This window comes from Paracoccus sp. BR5-17 (assembly GCF_055693925.1).
Genome location: NZ_JBVFUV010000005.1, coordinates 18989 through 34411, shown reverse-complemented (window position 1 = coordinate 34411; position 15423 = coordinate 18989). Strand labels below are relative to the sequence as shown.

Below are 15423 nucleotides of genomic sequence, written 5' to 3'. Positions count from 1 at the left end.
TGGCTTTCTTGTCGGAGGACGCCCTGCGGGCCCTGGGCTTTGCGATGATCGGAAAGAATGTCAAGATCAGCGACAAGGCCGCCATATACAACGCCGACCGGATGCGGATCGGGGACAACAGCCGCATTGACGACTTCTGCGTGGTCTCGGGAAGAGTCGAGATTGGGCGGAACAGCCATTTTTCGCCCTTCTGCCTTGTCAATGGTGGATCGGCCGGAATTTTCATAGGAGATTTCGTAGGCCTGTCCTATGGCACCAAGATATTTGCGCATACCGATGATTACAGCGGTGCGGCGCTGATCGGTCCAACCGTTCCCAAGACCTATACCAATGTCAGGGCGGAAGCCGTGTATCTTGGCGATCATGTGGTTTCCGGCGCCGGCAGCATCATAGGTGCCGGAGTCACCGTGGCCGAGGGAACCGCCTTGGGAGCGGCAACGCTGGTGCTGAAATCTACTGAGCCCTGGTCTATCTATGTCGGTGCCCCGGCCAGGCGCTTGCGCGCGCGCAGCCGCGAGATGCTGGCGGCCGCAGAAGCCTATCTTGCTGAAGAAACAGAGGCAGCAAAGCGTGAGTCGTAACTATATCGTCGTGACATGGCCCTGGTCCGAAAACCGGGGTGGTGTAATCTTCCAGCATCACCTTGTCGATGCCTTGAACAAGATGGGCGAGCGCGCCTTCCTGTGGCGGATCGGCCCGATCGTCCCGCTGGGTCCGCGCGGTTGGCTGCGTTGGCGCCTGAACCGCGGCCCGATGCTGACCAATCCGGTCTTGGATACGCCGGTCGCACGGCGCCGCGACCTGACCGCTGACTCGATCGTCGTTTATCCTGAACTGCTTCCCGGAAACCCGCTCAGGGCAAAAAATGTCGTTCGTTGGCTTCTTTACCGGCCGGGACTGCGGCATCCCTATTCCTTCGGACCCGACGAGATGTTCTTCCGGGCCGGCAAGATGTCGGACCTGCCCGAAGTGACGGGCGGGGCGCCGGATCTGACCATGTGGACCATCAATCCCGCCTATCGCAATGAAAACCGCCCGGACCGACGGGGGGTCTGCTACCTGGTGCGCAAGGGCAATGCCAAGCCCCGGATCCCGCAGACCGAAACGCCCGATGCCATCCGCATCGACGGCATGACCCATGCCCAGATCAACGAGGTCTTCAATCGCTGCGACACGTTCTATTCCTATGACGAGGCGACGATGTATTCGCAGTTCGCCGCCATTGCCGGCTGCACCAGCATCGTCGTTCCCGGTCTCTATGCGTCGCGGGCGGAATGGGCAGCCGCCCATTCGAAGGGCCGTTACGGGGTTGCCTATGGGGACAGCCCATCAGAGTTGGAACATGCCCGCACGACCCGGCAGTTGTTGCTGGATGACCTGAAGGCGCGAGAACGTGACAGCCTCGAAACGGTGCGACGGTTCGTCGACCTGACCCATCGCCGCTTTTGGAGCAGCGGCAGGGACGGGCAGCCTGTCAAGGCCGTGCTTTCATCCTGATCCCGGCGGAGGTCAGTCCTCCGGCATGAATCGGGGCAGGGGGGCGATCACTTCCTTCGCCATCTCGACCAGCCGGGCCTCGGCATCGGCCTCGGTCTCGTCGATGCCGATCGGGGTGGTCAGGCGGACGATGCCGCCATCGGTCTGGCCGGTGCGGATCCCGTCCATCAGCAGGTGGAACTTGGCGGCGACATCCCAGGCCACCCGGCGTTCGCCCTGCTGGAACCAGTAATACACCATCATCCGCGCATGGCCCTTGCGGATCACCGCGCGGTTGAGGGGAAAGGCCCCCTCGGTTCCCAGCCGGTCGGCCATGTCCACCCGCTCGAGGCTGGACATTTCCCATCCCGAGGAGGGCAGGCAGATCTCGGGCGAATGGACGCCGCCGCGGGACTGGTCGTGGTAGAAGGCCATGAACAGGCCGACCGGCGCCGCCGCCCCGTCGCGGATCAGGGTCGCCTGCCGGTAATCGTCCGCCCCCAGCACCTTGGCGATCCGCGGCTCGAGCCGTTCTTCGGGCCCCTGCTGCTGCCAGGCGCCAAGCTGGCGCGGGAACATGGCGAAGGGGCTGCGCTCCACCTGTTCGCCCCGCACCTGGGGAACGGCCTGCCAAGCCAGCAGGGCGCCCACCCCGATCATGGCCGCCGCCACCAGCGAGGCCGAGGGGCGCACCAGGCGGATCCGGGCAAGCTGTTCGCCCATGCCCGAGGTGTCCAGATCCAAGGCATCGGCCAGCGACGGTCGGCCGGGATGGAACAGCAGCATCAGCCGCGCCAGAGCGAACAGCATCACGATGCAGATGATGAAGATCACCCAGCCTTCGAAGAAATGGGTGAACCCTTCCAGCCATTCGATGCCATAAACATTGGCGATGAGCCCGGCCACGGCGATGCGGACCGAGTTCATGAAGACGGTGATCGGCACCGCGGCCAGCAGCAGCACCGCCTTGTGCCATTTCGGCCCGCGGTAAAGCACCGCGAAGATATAGGAAAAGGACATGATCGGGAACAGATAGCGCAGGCCCGAACAGGCCTCGGCGACATGCAGCTGCATCACCCCCAGGTCGATGATGTTGCCTTCAAGATAGACCGGGACGGACAGAAGCCGCAGGATGCCCACGCCCAGTTCGGACGACACCATCTGCAGCCAGAGCGAGGTCTTGTAATACAGCGTCGCGGGCAGCGGCAGCATGTAGACCAGGTGCAGGACCGAGGGCCAGAACTTCCTGCCCCGCGACCAGCCGAAGGAGACCAGCACCATCCCGGCGACCCAGATGATCGTGGCATAGGCCACGATGTCGTCGATCCGCGCCAGCTTGCCCAGGGCGCCCGCCAGAAAGGCCAGAACGATGACAAGGACGCCGGGCCAGCGGTCTGTGACGGGGCCGTCCTGAGGCGGGTGCTGCTTCATTTCGCGCAGGAACATCAGCGCCGACAGGATCGGGATCAACGGTCCGTGGCTGTATTCCGGGGTCTGCCAGGCCAGAAGCAGCGCGTCGAGCCCGTCGATGAAGAACCATCCCGCCGAGACCGTGGCAAGCGCCAGCCAGAACAGGCCCCAGGCCGATATGCCGCTGTCCAGAAAACGCGCTTGCCGCAAGCGGCTGTCGGTCATCGTCATAATGTCACACTCGCAACTGTGGAAGGGACCCGGGGGCAGGGGCATTCTAGCGCCTTCGGCTGGCCCAGGCTACCGCGGGCGGGCGATCCGGAAAGCATGATCTGAAAATGTGAAGGGCCTGCCCCGGAAGGCAGGCCCCGTTTTCCGTGCCTTGCCCCAAAGGATCAGGCCGACTTGTTGCGGCGGCGCAGCGCGGCCATGCCCGCCAGGCCCACCAGCAGCATCCCGCCGGCAGCCGGCAGCGGAACCGGCGCAATGCTGACGCTTTCGACATCGAAGCCGTCGAAGCTGGTCGTGTCCGCGAACCTCTCCCGGGTCGTGTCCACCAGCTTGATGTATTCGAACGGCCCTTTGGAGGTCACCCTGCCGCCGCCGCTCACGTTGCTGATCTCGCCCAGCAAGGTTTCGACGTCGCCCAGAACCGAATAGACATTCGCGGATTCGAAGTGCTTCGCCGCCGGGACGGAGCCGAAGGTGACCTCAAGAGCCACGACCTCCTGAAGGCCGGTGAAAAGATCTTGGGCAAAGCCCACGGTCAGATCTCCGCCGAAGCCCAGCGAATAGAACGAGATCATCCGGCTCGCCCAGGGCGTTGGTCACAGTCAGACGGTCGTCATTGTCGCAGCGAGCCCCGCCGGTGCAGGTACCGTAATTGGCCGAGATCACTTCGTCTGCATAGTAGATGGCTGCATTGGCAGCGCCCGAAGTAGCGGCGAACGCAACACCGAGTGCCAGAAGTTTCAACTTGTTCATTAGGATCACCCACTCTTTATTCATCGGCGGAGCAACACCACCATAACTAAATTTTTACCATTTGTCGGACTGCAGTCACAAGGGCTTAAAGACCATTAACGATAAAAAAGAGCCGTTTTTATATTTTCCATTGGCGGGAACCCGAGGTTACTTTCCTTATGGTTGTAAGAAGAAACCGATAATTTCCTTGCCGTGTGGAAAGCCGGCCCTGTCCCCGCGCATGATTCGGCGTCCAAGGCTTGCGGATCGGTCCTGCAGGCTTCAGAACGGCGGGATCCCGCGCCCGAAAGAGGTGTCATGAACGACAAGCGTTCCTATCTTCTGGTCTCGCCCTGCCGCAACGAGGCGCAATACATGCGCCGGACGCTGGACAGCGTGATCGCCCAATCGGTCAGGCCCGCGAAATGGGTGATCGTGGACGACGGCTCCACCGACGGCACGCCCGAGATCCTGGCGGATTACGCCGGGCGGCACGATTTCATCCAGGTGGTCACCAGGCCGGACCGTGGCCACCGCGCCGTGGGCCCGGGCGTGATCGAGGCCTTCTATCACGGGCTGGATCAGGTGGATGCGGAGGCCTATCCCTATCTGTGCAAGCTGGATCTGGATCTGGACCTGCCGCCCCGCTACTTCGAGATCCTGATGGCGCGGATGGAGGGCAATCCCCGGATCGGCACCTGTTCGGGCAAGCCCTGGTTCCGCAACGCCGCAGGCCGCTGGATTTCCGAAAAATGCGGCGACGAGATGTCGGTCGGCATGACCAAGTTCTATCGCCGCGAATGCTTCGCCCAGATCGGCGGCTTCGTGCGCGAGGTGATGTGGGACGCCATCGACTGCCACAAGGCCCGGCAACTGGGCTGGATCGCGGTCAGCTGGAACGACGAGGATCTGCGCTTCGAGCATCTGCGCCCGATGGGATCGTCGCAGAAGGGGGTCTTCACCGGACGCCGGCGGCACGGCTTCGGGCAGTACTACATGGGATCGGATCCCTTGTACTTCATCGCCACGGGGCTCTATCGCATGGCCCATCCCCCCTATGTCCTGGGCGGACTTGCCACCATCCAGGGGTTCCTGGGCGCCTGGCTGCGCCGGTCGGCGCGCCACGGGGATGCCGAACTGCGCGCCTTCATCCGCAGCTATCAGCGCCGCGCCCTGAAGGTCGGCAAGTCCCGCGCCGTGGCCGAGATCGAGGCCGAAAGGGCGGGCCGCTGGCAGCCGCCCGCCTGAGCTATCCTGAAGCGGCGCGCCTCAGCCGGGCCAGGGCCTCGTCGAAGCCGGCCACCCCCGCTGCCTGCGCGGACAGCTGCAAGGTCGCGTCGTCCACGCCCCAGGCCTCGAGATAGCGCGAGATCTTGCCGTAGATGTTGTCCAGGCTGAGGTTCGGCCTGCCCATCAGGCTTGCGATCAGGTGGGCGTGAAGCCTGTCGGTGACGATCACCCGGCCCCGCGACAGCAGCCTGACGCCGCAGGCCAGGCGATAGGCCGCCTGCCGGCGATACCTGCGTTCGCGGCGGCGCATCAGCGACGGGCTGCCGGGGAAGGCCGGGGCCAGGATCCTGTCCACCAGCCGGTCCAGCGGCGTCCGCGCCAGGGGCTGACGCCCCCAATCGGTGATCGGGCCCTGCCCGCGCAGCCGGTCCAGGATGGCCTGATGCGAGGCTTCCTTGTCGTCGCGCATCAGCGCCAGGACCTCGTGGCGCGGCGCGCCTGCAGCCGGCAGATGCACGAGGCAATGCGCCGCGTCGGGGCACAGGATGACCGCGCAATCGAACTGGGCGCGCGCAAAGTCGCGGCTGGGCAGATCGCGGACCAGAAGGGTGAAATCCGGGTGGTTTCCGATCGCCCTCTTGCTGGCCTCGAGGGCCTGGCGGTCGGCAGGGTCGAAATGGATCGACTGCGCCAGCTGCACGATCCGGCGGTTCCGGTACCGTTCCAGCACCTCGTGGCGGAAACGCTGATGCCTGCACCAGACGGTGCCGAAGTTCCCGCCCCCCTGCAGGAACAGGGGGCCTTCCGGGCAGAAGTCCTCGACATCGCGGCGATAGCTGGAGATCGTGCAGACGTAATCGGGCGGCCGGCCCGCATGACGGTCGAAAAAGACCATCTGGCCTGCATAGATGGCGCTGTCGCCGATGTTGGAATAGTCGGGAAAGTCCAGAAGCGCATAGGGCTCTCCGGGGGAGACCAGCGGGCCGACCGCCTGGTGGAAGCGGTCGGCCAGAAGGCGGTTCAGCCGATCGGGGCTGGGGCGGTCCCTGATGGTCAGGTCGTTCATCTGTCTTCCTCAGCGGTCATGACCGGCTTCTTCCAGCAGGGCTGCCAGCTTTCCGGCTTCGGTTTCGACGTCGAAATCCCGGGCGATCCGCGCGCGTCCCGCCTGGCCCAGGACAAGGGCCCGTCCGGGATCCTCCAGCAGGGCGATCATCGCATCGGCGAAGGCATCCAGATCCCCCGGGGCCACGATGCGCCCCGACAGGCCGTCCTCGACCAGCTCGGGGATGCCGGCGATGCGCGTGGCCAGCACCGGCAGGCCGGTGGCCATGGCCTCCATCAGCACGACTGGCACGCCTTCGGCGAAAGAGGGCAGGGCGAAAAGATCGCTTCGGGCCAGATGGGCCGCGACCTCGTCCTGGCCCAGATAGCCGGTGAAGGCGACAGCCTCGGCAAGGCCCAGGCCGGCGGCGCGGGCTTCCAGTTGCCGCCGGGCGGGGCCGTCGCCGATCAGGGTCAGCCGGGCGTCGGGAAAGCGGGCATGAAGCCGGGCGAAGGCGTCCAGCAGGATCGGCACCCCCTTGGCCGCGGCCAGCCGGCCCACGAACAGCACCCTGCGCCCCGCCGGTCGGGACGGATCGCGGCCATAGCGCGCGGGAACCACGCCGCAATGGACGACATGCAGCTTCGGCCAGTGGACGGGGTCGGAAAACAGCATCCCCTGGCTGCGGCTGAACCGGCTGATGCAGGCCACGAACCGCGCCCGGGCGATCTTTTCGTCCAGGCGCCAGCGGCCGGTATCCAGGAAATCCGCCGGGCCGTGCAACGTGAGGCTGTAGGCGATCCCCGACAGCTCTGACGCCAGCATCGCCACCGAGGACGAGGCCATGGCGAAGTGGTTGTGGATCTGCGTGGCCCCGGCGCGGGTCAGGTGGCGGGCCAGCACGATGGCCTCCAGCAGGTAGAAGACCTGCCGGATCGTCGCCTTGATTCCGGCGGGACGGGTCGCCAGGGCCAGGCGGACCGTCCGCCACAGCCGGCCGGGACGCCCCAGGGCCCAGGCCAGGGCCGGCAGCAGCACCGCGGGATCTCGCCACCGCCTCGAGGACATTGAAGGTCGTGCGCGCCGCCTGCCGTTCGTCGGGGCCACGGTGATGCTGGGGACCGGTGCGGCGGATCGAACAGGTCATCACCTCCAGGCCGCGGGCCCGCAACGCCAGCACCTCGCGCAGGATGAAGGTGTGCGAGACGGCGGGATATTCCCCGGTCAGATAGGCGATGCGGCGGGGGCCGGCGGTGCCCCGCGCAGGGTCATTTGGCCACGCGCGGGATCTGGGCTGACGACGGGACTTCATGCTTTTACCAGTGACCCGCGCCCGCACCCTTGTGCATCTTGTAGCTGGCGACGAACCAGACCACAATATCCAGACCGGTTCCCAGAACCAGGCCCAGGGTCGGCCTGGCGCCGAACCTTCTGCCGGCGGCGTATCGGCGCCAGCGTTTGCCGATCATCCCGAAAGGCACATAGCCGTAGGGGCGGCGGGGCAGTTCCTGCGCAATGACCGTCTGCAACCACCCTTCGTCCGCCGCGGCCTGCATCAGCAGATCGTGCGCCTCGGCCTCGGACCGGGTCTGGGCGCGGATCTTCCTGTAGATGGCCGCGTTGATCGCGCTGCCGATGACGATCCTGGCCTGATGCCGCACGAGGGCGGGAAGGGTGTCTATGGACCGATAGACATGGAAGACCTCTGGATGCCCGTCGATGACCGAGACATCCTCGGGCCGCGACAGCAGGCCGGTCAGCAGCATGGCCCGGAAGAAGCCATCCTCGACCGGCAGGCCGGTCGGCATCCCGATGCGCCTGACCGCCGCCGCGCGGGCCATGAAAAGCTGGCCGCAGATGGATTTCCGCCAGTCGGTCAGCCCGTCCCCGCCCACGGCGATCAGCCGCGGCACCATTCCCCGGGCCGTGCCGGAAAGGACCGTGTCCTTGACCGGACGCGAGGTCAGCACCAGAAGTTCCGACCGGTCCCGCAGCATCTGGGCCATCTTGCGCAGGGCCTGGGGATCGGGAAGGCGGATATCGGCGTCCATGAAGCCCAGGATGTCGTCCTCGGGGCCGGAAAGCGCGTGGATGAAGCGGTGCGCGGTCCGCGACTTGCCGCCCTGCTCCAGATCCATGACCCTGACGCGCCCCGAGAAATGCCCAGGCAGCCGGGCCAGCATGTCGCGCGCCACGGCCACGGTCGCGTCGGTGCAGCCATTGGCCAGGATCAGGATGCGCGCGTCGAAAGAGGCGTCCCGGAAGATGTCCTGCCGGGACAAATCCTCCATCAGGCCCGGCAGATCCCGTTCCTCGTCATGGGCAAAGAGGCCGATGGTGACCTTCATCATGCCCGCACCATGCCGGAAAACCGGCACGAGACTCAAGCAGCTTCCCGGGCGATGCCCCTTGCTGCGCGGCGCCTGTGGGAAAAGGGTTCAGAGATAGGGCAAGGGAATGGCAATCCGATCATGAACATGGCATGATGCAATCCTTGGCGGTGCGCATACGGTTGATGCAACGCCCGATAGATCAAGACCCTGTTAAACGTTTACCGGGATCTTAAGGCTCCCTTGCAGCAGGTCGTTTTCCCTTGCGGCAGCGACCCATCGGAGCCCTGACATGATCGACCAGTTCCACAATCACGCCTCCAGCCTCGAAAGCCCTGCCTCGCACATCCAGGCGGTGACGCCCCATGACCAGGAGAACCTGGCCTTCATCAGCCGCGCCCTTGCGGTGGGCGGCGAAGGTCTTGTGAAGGTCACGACCCTGTCGGGATCGGTCGGCACGATCTTCGTGGCGCCGGGCGCCCCCTTCCCGATCCGCGTCAGCCGCGTCTGGGCCACCGGCACCACCGCAACCCAGATCGTCGCCCTGGCCTGATGATCGGCTTTTCGCTGGGGAACCGCCCCCGCCCCCTGCGCCGGCCGCCCGTGCGGCCCGCGCAACAGGTCACCCTGTTTTCCGCGCAGGACAACAGCATCGCTGTCGCCCGGGGCAAGGGCATCATCCTTGTCCAGGTGCCGCAGCCTTCGATCCACGCCGGCGAATACCGCCTTGACACGGCCCTGCTGGCCGGCGGCCCGGTCTGCCTTGTCCCGCCCGCGGCCCAGCTTGCGGCGGACGGATCGGCCGTTGTCGCCACCGGGGGCCTCTGGGCCTGCGATCCCGATCTGGGGGTTTCCCGGCTAGACGGGCAATGGCTGGCCAACGGCAAGGCGATTGCCGCCACCGCCGGCCTTTCGCTTGCCGCCGATGCGGCACTGGCAGGTCTTCCGCTGTGCTATGCGGAAACGGCACGCCAGGATCTGCGGGAAACGGCGGTGGTCTCGCAGGCCGTTGTCATCCCGAAAGCCGCCAGCCCTGAACTGCCTGTCGAGCCGCAACCCGAGCCGCAACCCGAACCCCAGCCGCAGCCCGAGCCGCAACCGGAACCTCAGCCGCAACCGGAACCTCAGCCGCAGCCCGAGCCTCAGCCGCAACCTGAGCCTGAGCCGCAACCTGAGCCTGAGCCTGAGCCGCAACCGGAACCTCAACCGGAGCCCCAGCCTGAGCCGCAGCCCGAACCTCAGCCTCAGCCTGTGCCGCAGCCGGTGGGGATCTCTGTCGTCCATGACGGGGACGGCACGTTCCGACTGGATGCCGATCCGGCCCAGCCGCTGACCCTGGTTCTGGAGCCGCCGCATGTCCATGCCGGCACCCATACGATCACGCCCGCGATGATGGCGGACATGGCGGCCGGTCCGGTCTGCCTGGTGCCGCCGGCGATCGAGATCGACGGCGATCTGACCGAATACCGGGTCACGAAGATCGGCCTGTGGATCTGGGACACGGCGCGCGGAACCGTCACGATCCAGAAGCTGTGGCGGCAGAACGGCGTCACCCTTGCCGGCCAGAGCGGACAATCGCTGCCCTTCCTGGAAACCTATCGCGGCAAGCCCGTCGTCCAGGTCGAAAGCGCATTGCAGGGCGGCCTGACGCCGCGCGATCAGGCCTCGAACGCGATCACGGTTCCGGCCAGCTATCGGTCCGCTGACGTGTTTGCCGCCACGCCCGATGTGATGCTGACGGCATTCGTCGGCGCCAGCGGAGAGGCGTGGACGAAGATCCACGACGACACGGCCAGCACCAATTCCGAGATGTTCGTGACGGTCGACTCGCTGGTGGGCGGCGATGGTAACGGCGACATTTACATCCGCGGCGCTGCGGATCGGGGACCGAAACAATTCGCCGAGGCAGATTATGTTTCTGGATCGGCCAGCCCCAGTCCGGTCACGGCATCGGCGTCTGCATGATCGGCACCAACGGCTATGTCCTGGGCCATCGGAATGCTGGTCTCAACTCGACGCCGCCCTACCCCGGCAAGATGATTCTGTATCGCTACGTCAACAACACGGCGACGACACTGGCCGAATGGCTTGTGGATATTCTAAAAGCGACAAGGCGCAACCACAGGCTTGAAGTGGACCGCACCTCCGGCCAGCCCGTCCTGAGTGTTTACGCGGACGGGGTTCTGCTTGGCACCTTTACCGACACTTCGGCTTCTGCCCTGAGCGGTGGCGGCGTCGGCGTGCGCGCCATACGGAGCGTGTATAAATCGAACAACTTCTACGGCAGGCTCAAGACATTCAACGGGGGATCGCTGTAATGCGGATCGGTTTCAATTTCCAGGAGGGCAGCCGTATCCGCGGCACAGCCACCCAGGGCCTGAAGAACGCGGCCCTGCGCGCCGATGTCTGGGGCACGGCGCACACCATAGCCTCTGCCATCGCGGGACGGATATGCCGGTTCGACTTCCCGGTGCCCGGCGGCAAGGCCCAGCCCGACGGCAGCCATGCCCTTGATCTGCTGGCGGATCGCGATGCGCGCACGATCACCTTCAAAGCCCAGGACGGAAGGGTGGGGGCCATCGCCGTCCAGCCGCGCGCGCAGCGCGACGGCTGGGGCGCGGGCGATTACTACATGCTGGAGACCGACGCGGACGGCTGGCTGGTCGTGGAGCCGGGCCGCAATCACCGCAGGGTCCATGTGACGGCGGGGCCGAATGGCTACACCAAGGCCAAGATCGCGGCCGAGTCGGGCGTCAGCGAAGCCAGCGTGACGAACGCCTGGCTGGAGGCGCGGCCTGAATACGGCTCGCAGGCCAAGCCGCTGGAATACGTCTTCGGCCTTGGATTCTGGCGCAGCCTGATCGCCGTCACCCGGCCGGCATCGTCCCACTGGCTGCTGTTCGAACGGGGCCATGCCTATACTGGCGTCAGCGGTCTGGCGGACGGCACGCGCGGCGAAGCCCGCTGCACCCGATCCTGATCGGCGCCTGGGGAACCGGCTCTGCGCCGAAGGGGGTCAGCTTCACAAGCAACGGCATCGCCTGGACCAACGTCGCGATCCGCGATGTCGACGATGGCGGGCTTTCGTCCCGAAGCGGGGCCTTCCTTCTGGCCAGCAATATCAAGTCGTCCACCTTTGCCCCTCTGGACGGCAACGCCGCCGACGGCACCATGGGGGTGGATTTCGCGACTCAGCACCGCTGCTGGACCCATGACTGGGCCGGGAAGGCGCCCAACAACGGCGTTTCCTGGTCGGCACATTCCGACCGCCACAGCGGCGGTTACTGGAACGGGTTTCATGGATTGCTGTTCCTGGAGACGGGCTTCAATCATTGTGGCTGGGCGGATGGCTACAGCCCGGACGGGATCGCCTGGAACAACGGCCAGTACGGCCAGCCCCCCAGCATGTACAGCCACAATGCCTATATCCAGGATGGTTGCCGGGATGTTGACATCGACGGCGGCTGGTCGATCAGCCCGGCCTCGATCGGCTGGATGATGCGTCCGGGCGGCCGGGTCCGCAACACCGTCATGGCCGACAGCGGCGTGGCAATGAACGACCTGGGCGGCAACTACAGTGACGCCGGTCCCGTCGGGGAATACACGCTGGTATCGGGCAATGTCGTCACCGAGGCGGCCTATCATGAAGGCGTGGACAGCATCGGCGCGCTGAACTGGGGCATGGACACGGCCAGCAAGCTGGTGTCGGTGGTCGACAACGTGGCCATGCACATGGCCAACCCGGACAATGCCGCCGATCTTGCGCGAAAGTCGAAGAAGGCGTGGTCGTCCAAGGTCGCGAACGGCAACTCGCTGTTCGACAACACCCTGCACTTCAAGTGGGAGGCCGCCGACAGCATCCGCAGCCTGTCGGCGCAGGCGCTGATGACCATCACCCTGCAGCGCTTCGCCCAGCAGGAAATGGCGTCCTCCGCCGCGGTTTCCGTGCGGCAGTTCGGCGCCTGGCTGAACACCAAGACCGCCAAGGAGCGCACGGAGATCCTGTGGCGGTTCCATGACTATGTGCGGTCGGCGTATGGCGGAGAGTTCGACGCCATCCCTTCCGCCCGTCGCACGACTGCCGCGACGCTGCACTTCTCGCCCGATCCGCGGGGCGAGGGTTTCCGCGCCGATACCGAGTTGAACTGGTCCACCGGCGATCTGCCCCGGAACGGCGACAGCATCCGCCAGCACGGCAACCGCATCAAGTGGGCGAAATACACCCGCACGATTGCCGACTGGACATCCGAGGGCGGGCTGCTGGAAGTAACCTCCGGCAAGCTGACGATCCAGACCCTGAACGATGCGGCCAAGACCCATGTCGGCATCAGCGGCCAGCTGGTCCTGCCTGCCGGATCGGGCGATCATGTCGCCCGCGGCGGGCGCCTGTCCTTCACCGGCGCGCAGTCCTGCGGCCTGGAGGTCTCGGGCGATGCCGAGGTGGTGTTCGGGCCAGGCCTGAGCGTTCCGGCAGGCAGGACGCTGCGCATCGACGGCGGGCAATGCTTCGCCGGCTGGACCGGGACGGGGACGGCCACGCTTGCCCTGAACGGCACCCTGGACATCCGCTCCACGCCGATCGTTAACGCGGCGCGGATGCTCTATCGTTATCGGCAGGGAACCGCCCTTAAGGGCGAAGGGACCGGCTTTACCGGCATTCTTGATCATGCAGTAAAGGTGCGATCGTCAGGCGGCACCTACCGGGTCGCAATCCGGGACATGACAGGTATTCCTGCCCCTGGCGAGAACATGATCTCGCCCGATGCGGACGGCGTCTATCCGCTGCCCCTGGGCGTCACGGCAATCCCGGCCGTCCACAGCCTTGTCACTTCGACCCTACCTACGCTGACCAAGTTCAAGACCAACGGCGATCACCCCGCGCCCACGGTCAATGTCACGGTCAACCTGGCCGGGCCGCTGCGGCTGGACCTGACGCTGGTAAGACCCGGCACCTATACCCTGATCGAGGCGAACGCGATCAACGGGACCTTCGCCAGCCAGCAGATCACCGGCCTGTCGGCAGGAATGACGGCGACGGTCAACAAGACCGCCACCAGGGTCGAGGTCGTGGTGGCTGCGGCCTAAGCGGGACGTCGGCGCTTTCGCATCAAGGCGAGAGCGCCGATCCCGAGAGGCAGAAGGGCAGCCGCCGCGGGCAGGGGAACTGGGGCCAGGGGTGGTATCTCGGTGAATTCCAGCTGACCTACCTGGCGCCAGCTAGATCCATCGGCATAATCATCAAAGAAGCCTCGAAACAGGCCATCGGCTACTTCAAATTCGACAACGGTGAAGTGATTTAAGCTGACGTATATGTTCTCCTGCGCTTCATAGTGGCTGCCGTCGCCTCTGATGGTAGCCCCGGCGTGAGCCAGTTCGAAGTAGAGAGACTGGTTCTGGACATGGAAGCTGAAAGTGCCCTGAACGGTATCGCCCAGGTTAAGGCCGTAGAATGGCTCAAGGACCTCGGGCTCGGGGTCGAATTCAGAGCAATCCTCGCAAAACCAATAGGTCTCCGTGAGGGCGATGTTGACCTCGTAAAACCCGCTGGTCAGTGTCGCCGCCTCGGCCTGCCCCACCCCAACGGCCACGGCAGCCGCCGCGCACAATACCCTGATACTCATCAAACTCTCCTGACGCAAAAATCCTCGGGTTCAAGGTTCATCCATGAACTTCTGAAAAGTCTTGGAGAAAATGTTTTGCTCCGGACAACCTTGAAAAGAAACGCGATGGGGAACAGGAAGATGCCTGTTCAAAAAGATTCCCGCGCCGTTCCTGCCGGTGGGGTCCTGCCGGCGGGGTCGGGCCATGCAGCCGCCGAAGACGCCGCAAGAACCCCGGAAGGCCCGCCCGTCCGGTTCCCGCGCCTCACCTCCGGACGATGTCTTCCTGCCTGTCCAGGCACCAGGCCTCCAGAAGGCCTTCCTTCAGGCGGAACGCCTGCCGCCCGTCGCGCCATGCCCGCCAGGACCCGCGGGTCTGCGGATAGTCGAAGCGTTTCATCAGGCTGTCCTTGACGATGTCGGTGGCGATGCGGTGGGCCATCTTGCGCGCCCAGGCCCGCCTTGCCCAGTTCCGGTCCGCGGCGTGCCGGCACAGCAGCACGGCCTGATTGAACGACCACAGATGCGCGACCTGAAGCCGATTCAGCCGTCCCGTCGCGCTTTCATGATGATGCAGCCTGGCCCGGCGGGACGTCACCAGCCCCCCCGGCGCGAGACGCGGTAGCTGGCATCCAGATCCTCGCCCGGGCAATAGTATCGCAGGCAGGGATCGAAGCCCTCGCGCCGGATCGCGTCGCGGCGATAGGTCATCCCGAAGCCGCCGAGCATCGGCACCGGAAAGACATCCAGCCGCTGGACCGTCTCGGGCACGGGCCGGACATGGAAGGCCTTGTCGTAAGGCAGAAAGACCGCCGTCATGCTTCGCATCATGACGGTTTCCAGAAACCAGCGAAGGACCGGCGAAGCCGAGCGGACACGGGACAGGTCGACATCGCCGGTCTTGCGCGCTCCGACCGGCCCGGCCGCGGGGTTCTGCGGGCTGACCGAGGCCTGCACCCCGGCCAGGACCCCGGCCTTGTCGGCCTCGTAGATCTCCATGATGTGCGCGGCGCAGTCGGGATGCATGAAGCTGTCGTCGTCGATCATGAAAAAGACATCCGCCGTTCCCGCCTCGAGGGTCTGGTTGCGCTGCACGGTCAGGGACGGCGCCGCCCCCTGCAGATAGACGAAGCGCGGCGGATGGGGGCTGGCGCGAAGGATGTCGGCGATGCGGTCGCGATGCGCCTGCCAGTCGGTGCTGGAATCGGCGATCACGATCTCGGACGGGGGGCGGGTCTGCCGCAGGGCCAGGGACACGCATTCGCACAGCGGCCCGATCCGGTCCTTTGTCGCGACCAGAAGTCCCCAGGTCAGACGGTCCATGCGCTGCTCTCCTGCTCCTGTTTCGGGCGGCAGGGCAGGGCGGACG

15 protein-coding genes and 1 pseudogene are annotated in these 15423 nt (G+C 65.5%); 8 read left to right on the top strand and 8 right to left on the bottom strand.

Translation table 11 applies throughout. From position 1 onward, the window contains the following. The first annotated feature begins 8 nt into the window (after positions 1 to 8). Positions 9 to 581, top strand: a complete 573-nt coding sequence (locus ACZ1HC_RS16270; RefSeq protein WP_472701020.1) for an acyltransferase — start codon at positions 9 to 11, stop codon at positions 579 to 581. Next, positions 544 to 1497 carry a hypothetical protein gene (locus ACZ1HC_RS16265; RefSeq protein ID WP_472701019.1) on the top strand — a complete coding sequence of 318 codons (954 nt, stop codon included), beginning with the start codon at positions 544 to 546 and terminating at the stop codon, positions 1495 to 1497. The genes ACZ1HC_RS16270 and ACZ1HC_RS16265 overlap by 38 nt, the downstream gene beginning before the upstream one ends. A gap of 12 nt (positions 1498 to 1509) precedes the next feature. On the opposite strand, the gene xrtD is transcribed toward ACZ1HC_RS16265, so the two are convergent. Then, entirely contained in the window at positions 1510 to 3111 is a 1602-nt protein-coding gene (gene xrtD, locus ACZ1HC_RS16260; protein WP_472701018.1) for a VPLPA-CTERM-specific exosortase XrtD, read from the bottom strand. Positions 3112 to 3281: 170 nt separating this feature from the next. Then, positions 3282 to 3692, bottom strand: a complete 411-nt coding sequence (locus ACZ1HC_RS16255; RefSeq protein WP_472701017.1) for a VPLPA-CTERM sorting domain-containing protein — start codon at positions 3690 to 3692, stop codon at positions 3282 to 3284. Between the two features lie 475 nt (positions 3693 to 4167). Between ACZ1HC_RS16255 and ACZ1HC_RS16250 the strand changes: the two genes are divergently transcribed. Then, positions 4168 to 5097: a glycosyltransferase family 2 protein gene (locus ACZ1HC_RS16250; protein ID WP_472701016.1), complete on the top strand. Its 930-nt coding sequence runs from the start codon at positions 4168 to 4170 to the stop codon at positions 5095 to 5097. Between the two features lies 1 nt (position 5098). On the opposite strand, the gene ACZ1HC_RS16245 is transcribed toward ACZ1HC_RS16250, so the two are convergent. From ACZ1HC_RS16245 to ACZ1HC_RS16235, 3 genes and pseudogenes are all read right to left on the bottom strand, one after another. Beyond that, on the bottom strand, positions 5099 to 6145 hold the full coding sequence (locus ACZ1HC_RS16245) for a polysaccharide pyruvyl transferase family protein (protein ID WP_472701015.1): 1047 nt from the start codon (positions 6143 to 6145) through the stop codon (positions 5099 to 5101). Between the two features lie 9 nt (positions 6146 to 6154). Then, positions 6155 to 7436: pseudogene (locus ACZ1HC_RS16240) on the bottom strand (glycosyltransferase). Between the two features lie 4 nt (positions 7437 to 7440). Continuing rightward, positions 7441 to 8475 carry a glycosyltransferase family 2 protein gene (locus tag ACZ1HC_RS16235; protein WP_472701014.1) on the bottom strand — a complete coding sequence of 345 codons (1035 nt, stop codon included), beginning with the start codon at positions 8473 to 8475 and terminating at the stop codon, positions 7441 to 7443. A gap of 271 nt (positions 8476 to 8746) precedes the next feature. On the opposite strand from ACZ1HC_RS16235, the gene ACZ1HC_RS16230 reads away from it, so the two are divergent. The 5 genes from ACZ1HC_RS16230 to ACZ1HC_RS16210 all read left to right on the top strand — a co-directional run bounded on the left by ACZ1HC_RS16230 (position 8747) and on the right by ACZ1HC_RS16210 (position 13539). Next, entirely contained in the window at positions 8747 to 9007 is a 261-nt protein-coding gene (locus ACZ1HC_RS16230) for a spike base protein, RCAP_Rcc01079 family (RefSeq protein WP_472701013.1), read from the top strand. Then, positions 9007 to 10419 carry a hypothetical protein gene (locus ACZ1HC_RS16225; RefSeq protein WP_472701011.1) on the top strand — a complete coding sequence of 471 codons (1413 nt, stop codon included), beginning with the start codon at positions 9007 to 9009 and terminating at the stop codon, positions 10417 to 10419. The genes ACZ1HC_RS16230 and ACZ1HC_RS16225 overlap by 1 nt, the downstream gene beginning before the upstream one ends. Then, positions 10416 to 10772, top strand: coding sequence for a hypothetical protein (locus ACZ1HC_RS16220; RefSeq protein ID WP_472701010.1), 357 nt, complete (start codon positions 10416 to 10418; stop codon positions 10770 to 10772). Before ACZ1HC_RS16225 ends, ACZ1HC_RS16220 begins: the two co-directional genes overlap by 4 nt. Continuing rightward, positions 10772 to 11434 carry a hypothetical protein gene (locus tag ACZ1HC_RS16215; protein WP_472701009.1) on the top strand — a complete coding sequence of 221 codons (663 nt, stop codon included), beginning with the start codon at positions 10772 to 10774 and terminating at the stop codon, positions 11432 to 11434. Before ACZ1HC_RS16220 ends, ACZ1HC_RS16215 begins: the two co-directional genes overlap by 1 nt. A 197-nt stretch (positions 11435 to 11631) precedes the next feature. Then, a complete protein-coding gene (locus ACZ1HC_RS16210) occupies positions 11632 to 13539 on the top strand; it encodes a hypothetical protein (protein WP_472701008.1) in 1908 nt (635 codons plus the stop codon). Here the strand turns inward: ACZ1HC_RS16210 and ACZ1HC_RS16205 are convergent. From ACZ1HC_RS16205 to ACZ1HC_RS16195, 3 genes are all read right to left on the bottom strand, one after another. Beyond that, complete coding sequence (locus ACZ1HC_RS16205) at positions 13536 to 14075, bottom strand: hypothetical protein (RefSeq protein ID WP_472701007.1); 540 nt, start codon at positions 14073 to 14075, stop codon at positions 13536 to 13538. The genes ACZ1HC_RS16210 and ACZ1HC_RS16205 overlap by 4 nt on opposite strands. A 244-nt stretch (positions 14076 to 14319) precedes the next feature. Continuing rightward, positions 14320 to 14652 (bottom strand): hypothetical protein, encoded by a 333-nt coding sequence (locus ACZ1HC_RS16200; protein ID WP_472701006.1) that lies wholly within the window; start codon positions 14650 to 14652, stop codon positions 14320 to 14322. Continuing rightward, positions 14649 to 15377, bottom strand: coding sequence for a glycosyltransferase family 2 protein (locus ACZ1HC_RS16195; RefSeq protein ID WP_472701005.1), 729 nt, complete (start codon positions 15375 to 15377; stop codon positions 14649 to 14651). The genes ACZ1HC_RS16200 and ACZ1HC_RS16195 overlap by 4 nt, the downstream gene beginning before the upstream one ends. Positions 15378 to 15423 lie beyond the last annotated feature (46 nt).

What these genes read in the sequence shown, in the direction of transcription:
- xrtD (WP_472701018.1), bottom strand. Translation starts at nt 3,111, where the DNA reads ATGACCGACAGCCGCTTGCGGCAAGCGCGTTTTCTGGACAGCGGCATA.
- ACZ1HC_RS16255 (WP_472701017.1), bottom strand. Translation starts at nt 3,692, where the DNA reads ATGATCTCGTTCTATTCGCTGGGCTTCGGCGGAGATCTGACCGTGGGC.
- ACZ1HC_RS16250 (WP_472701016.1), top strand. Translation starts at nt 4,168, where the DNA reads ATGAACGACAAGCGTTCCTATCTTCTGGTCTCGCCCTGCCGCAACGAG.
- ACZ1HC_RS16245 (WP_472701015.1), bottom strand. Translation starts at nt 6,145, where the DNA reads ATGAACGACCTGACCATCAGGGACCGCCCCAGCCCCGATCGGCTGAAC.
- ACZ1HC_RS16235 (WP_472701014.1), bottom strand. Translation starts at nt 8,475, where the DNA reads ATGATGAAGGTCACCATCGGCCTCTTTGCCCATGACGAGGAACGGGAT.
- ACZ1HC_RS16230 (WP_472701013.1), top strand. Translation starts at nt 8,747, where the DNA reads ATGATCGACCAGTTCCACAATCACGCCTCCAGCCTCGAAAGCCCTGCC.
- ACZ1HC_RS16225 (WP_472701011.1), top strand. Translation starts at nt 9,007, where the DNA reads ATGATCGGCTTTTCGCTGGGGAACCGCCCCCGCCCCCTGCGCCGGCCG.
- ACZ1HC_RS16220 (WP_472701010.1), top strand. Translation starts at nt 10,416, where the DNA reads ATGATCGGCACCAACGGCTATGTCCTGGGCCATCGGAATGCTGGTCTC.
- ACZ1HC_RS16215 (WP_472701009.1), top strand. Translation starts at nt 10,772, where the DNA reads ATGCGGATCGGTTTCAATTTCCAGGAGGGCAGCCGTATCCGCGGCACA.
- ACZ1HC_RS16205 (WP_472701007.1), bottom strand. Translation starts at nt 14,075, where the DNA reads ATGAGTATCAGGGTATTGTGCGCGGCGGCTGCCGTGGCCGTTGGGGTG.
- ACZ1HC_RS16195 (WP_472701005.1), bottom strand. Translation starts at nt 15,377, where the DNA reads ATGGACCGTCTGACCTGGGGACTTCTGGTCGCGACAAAGGACCGGATC.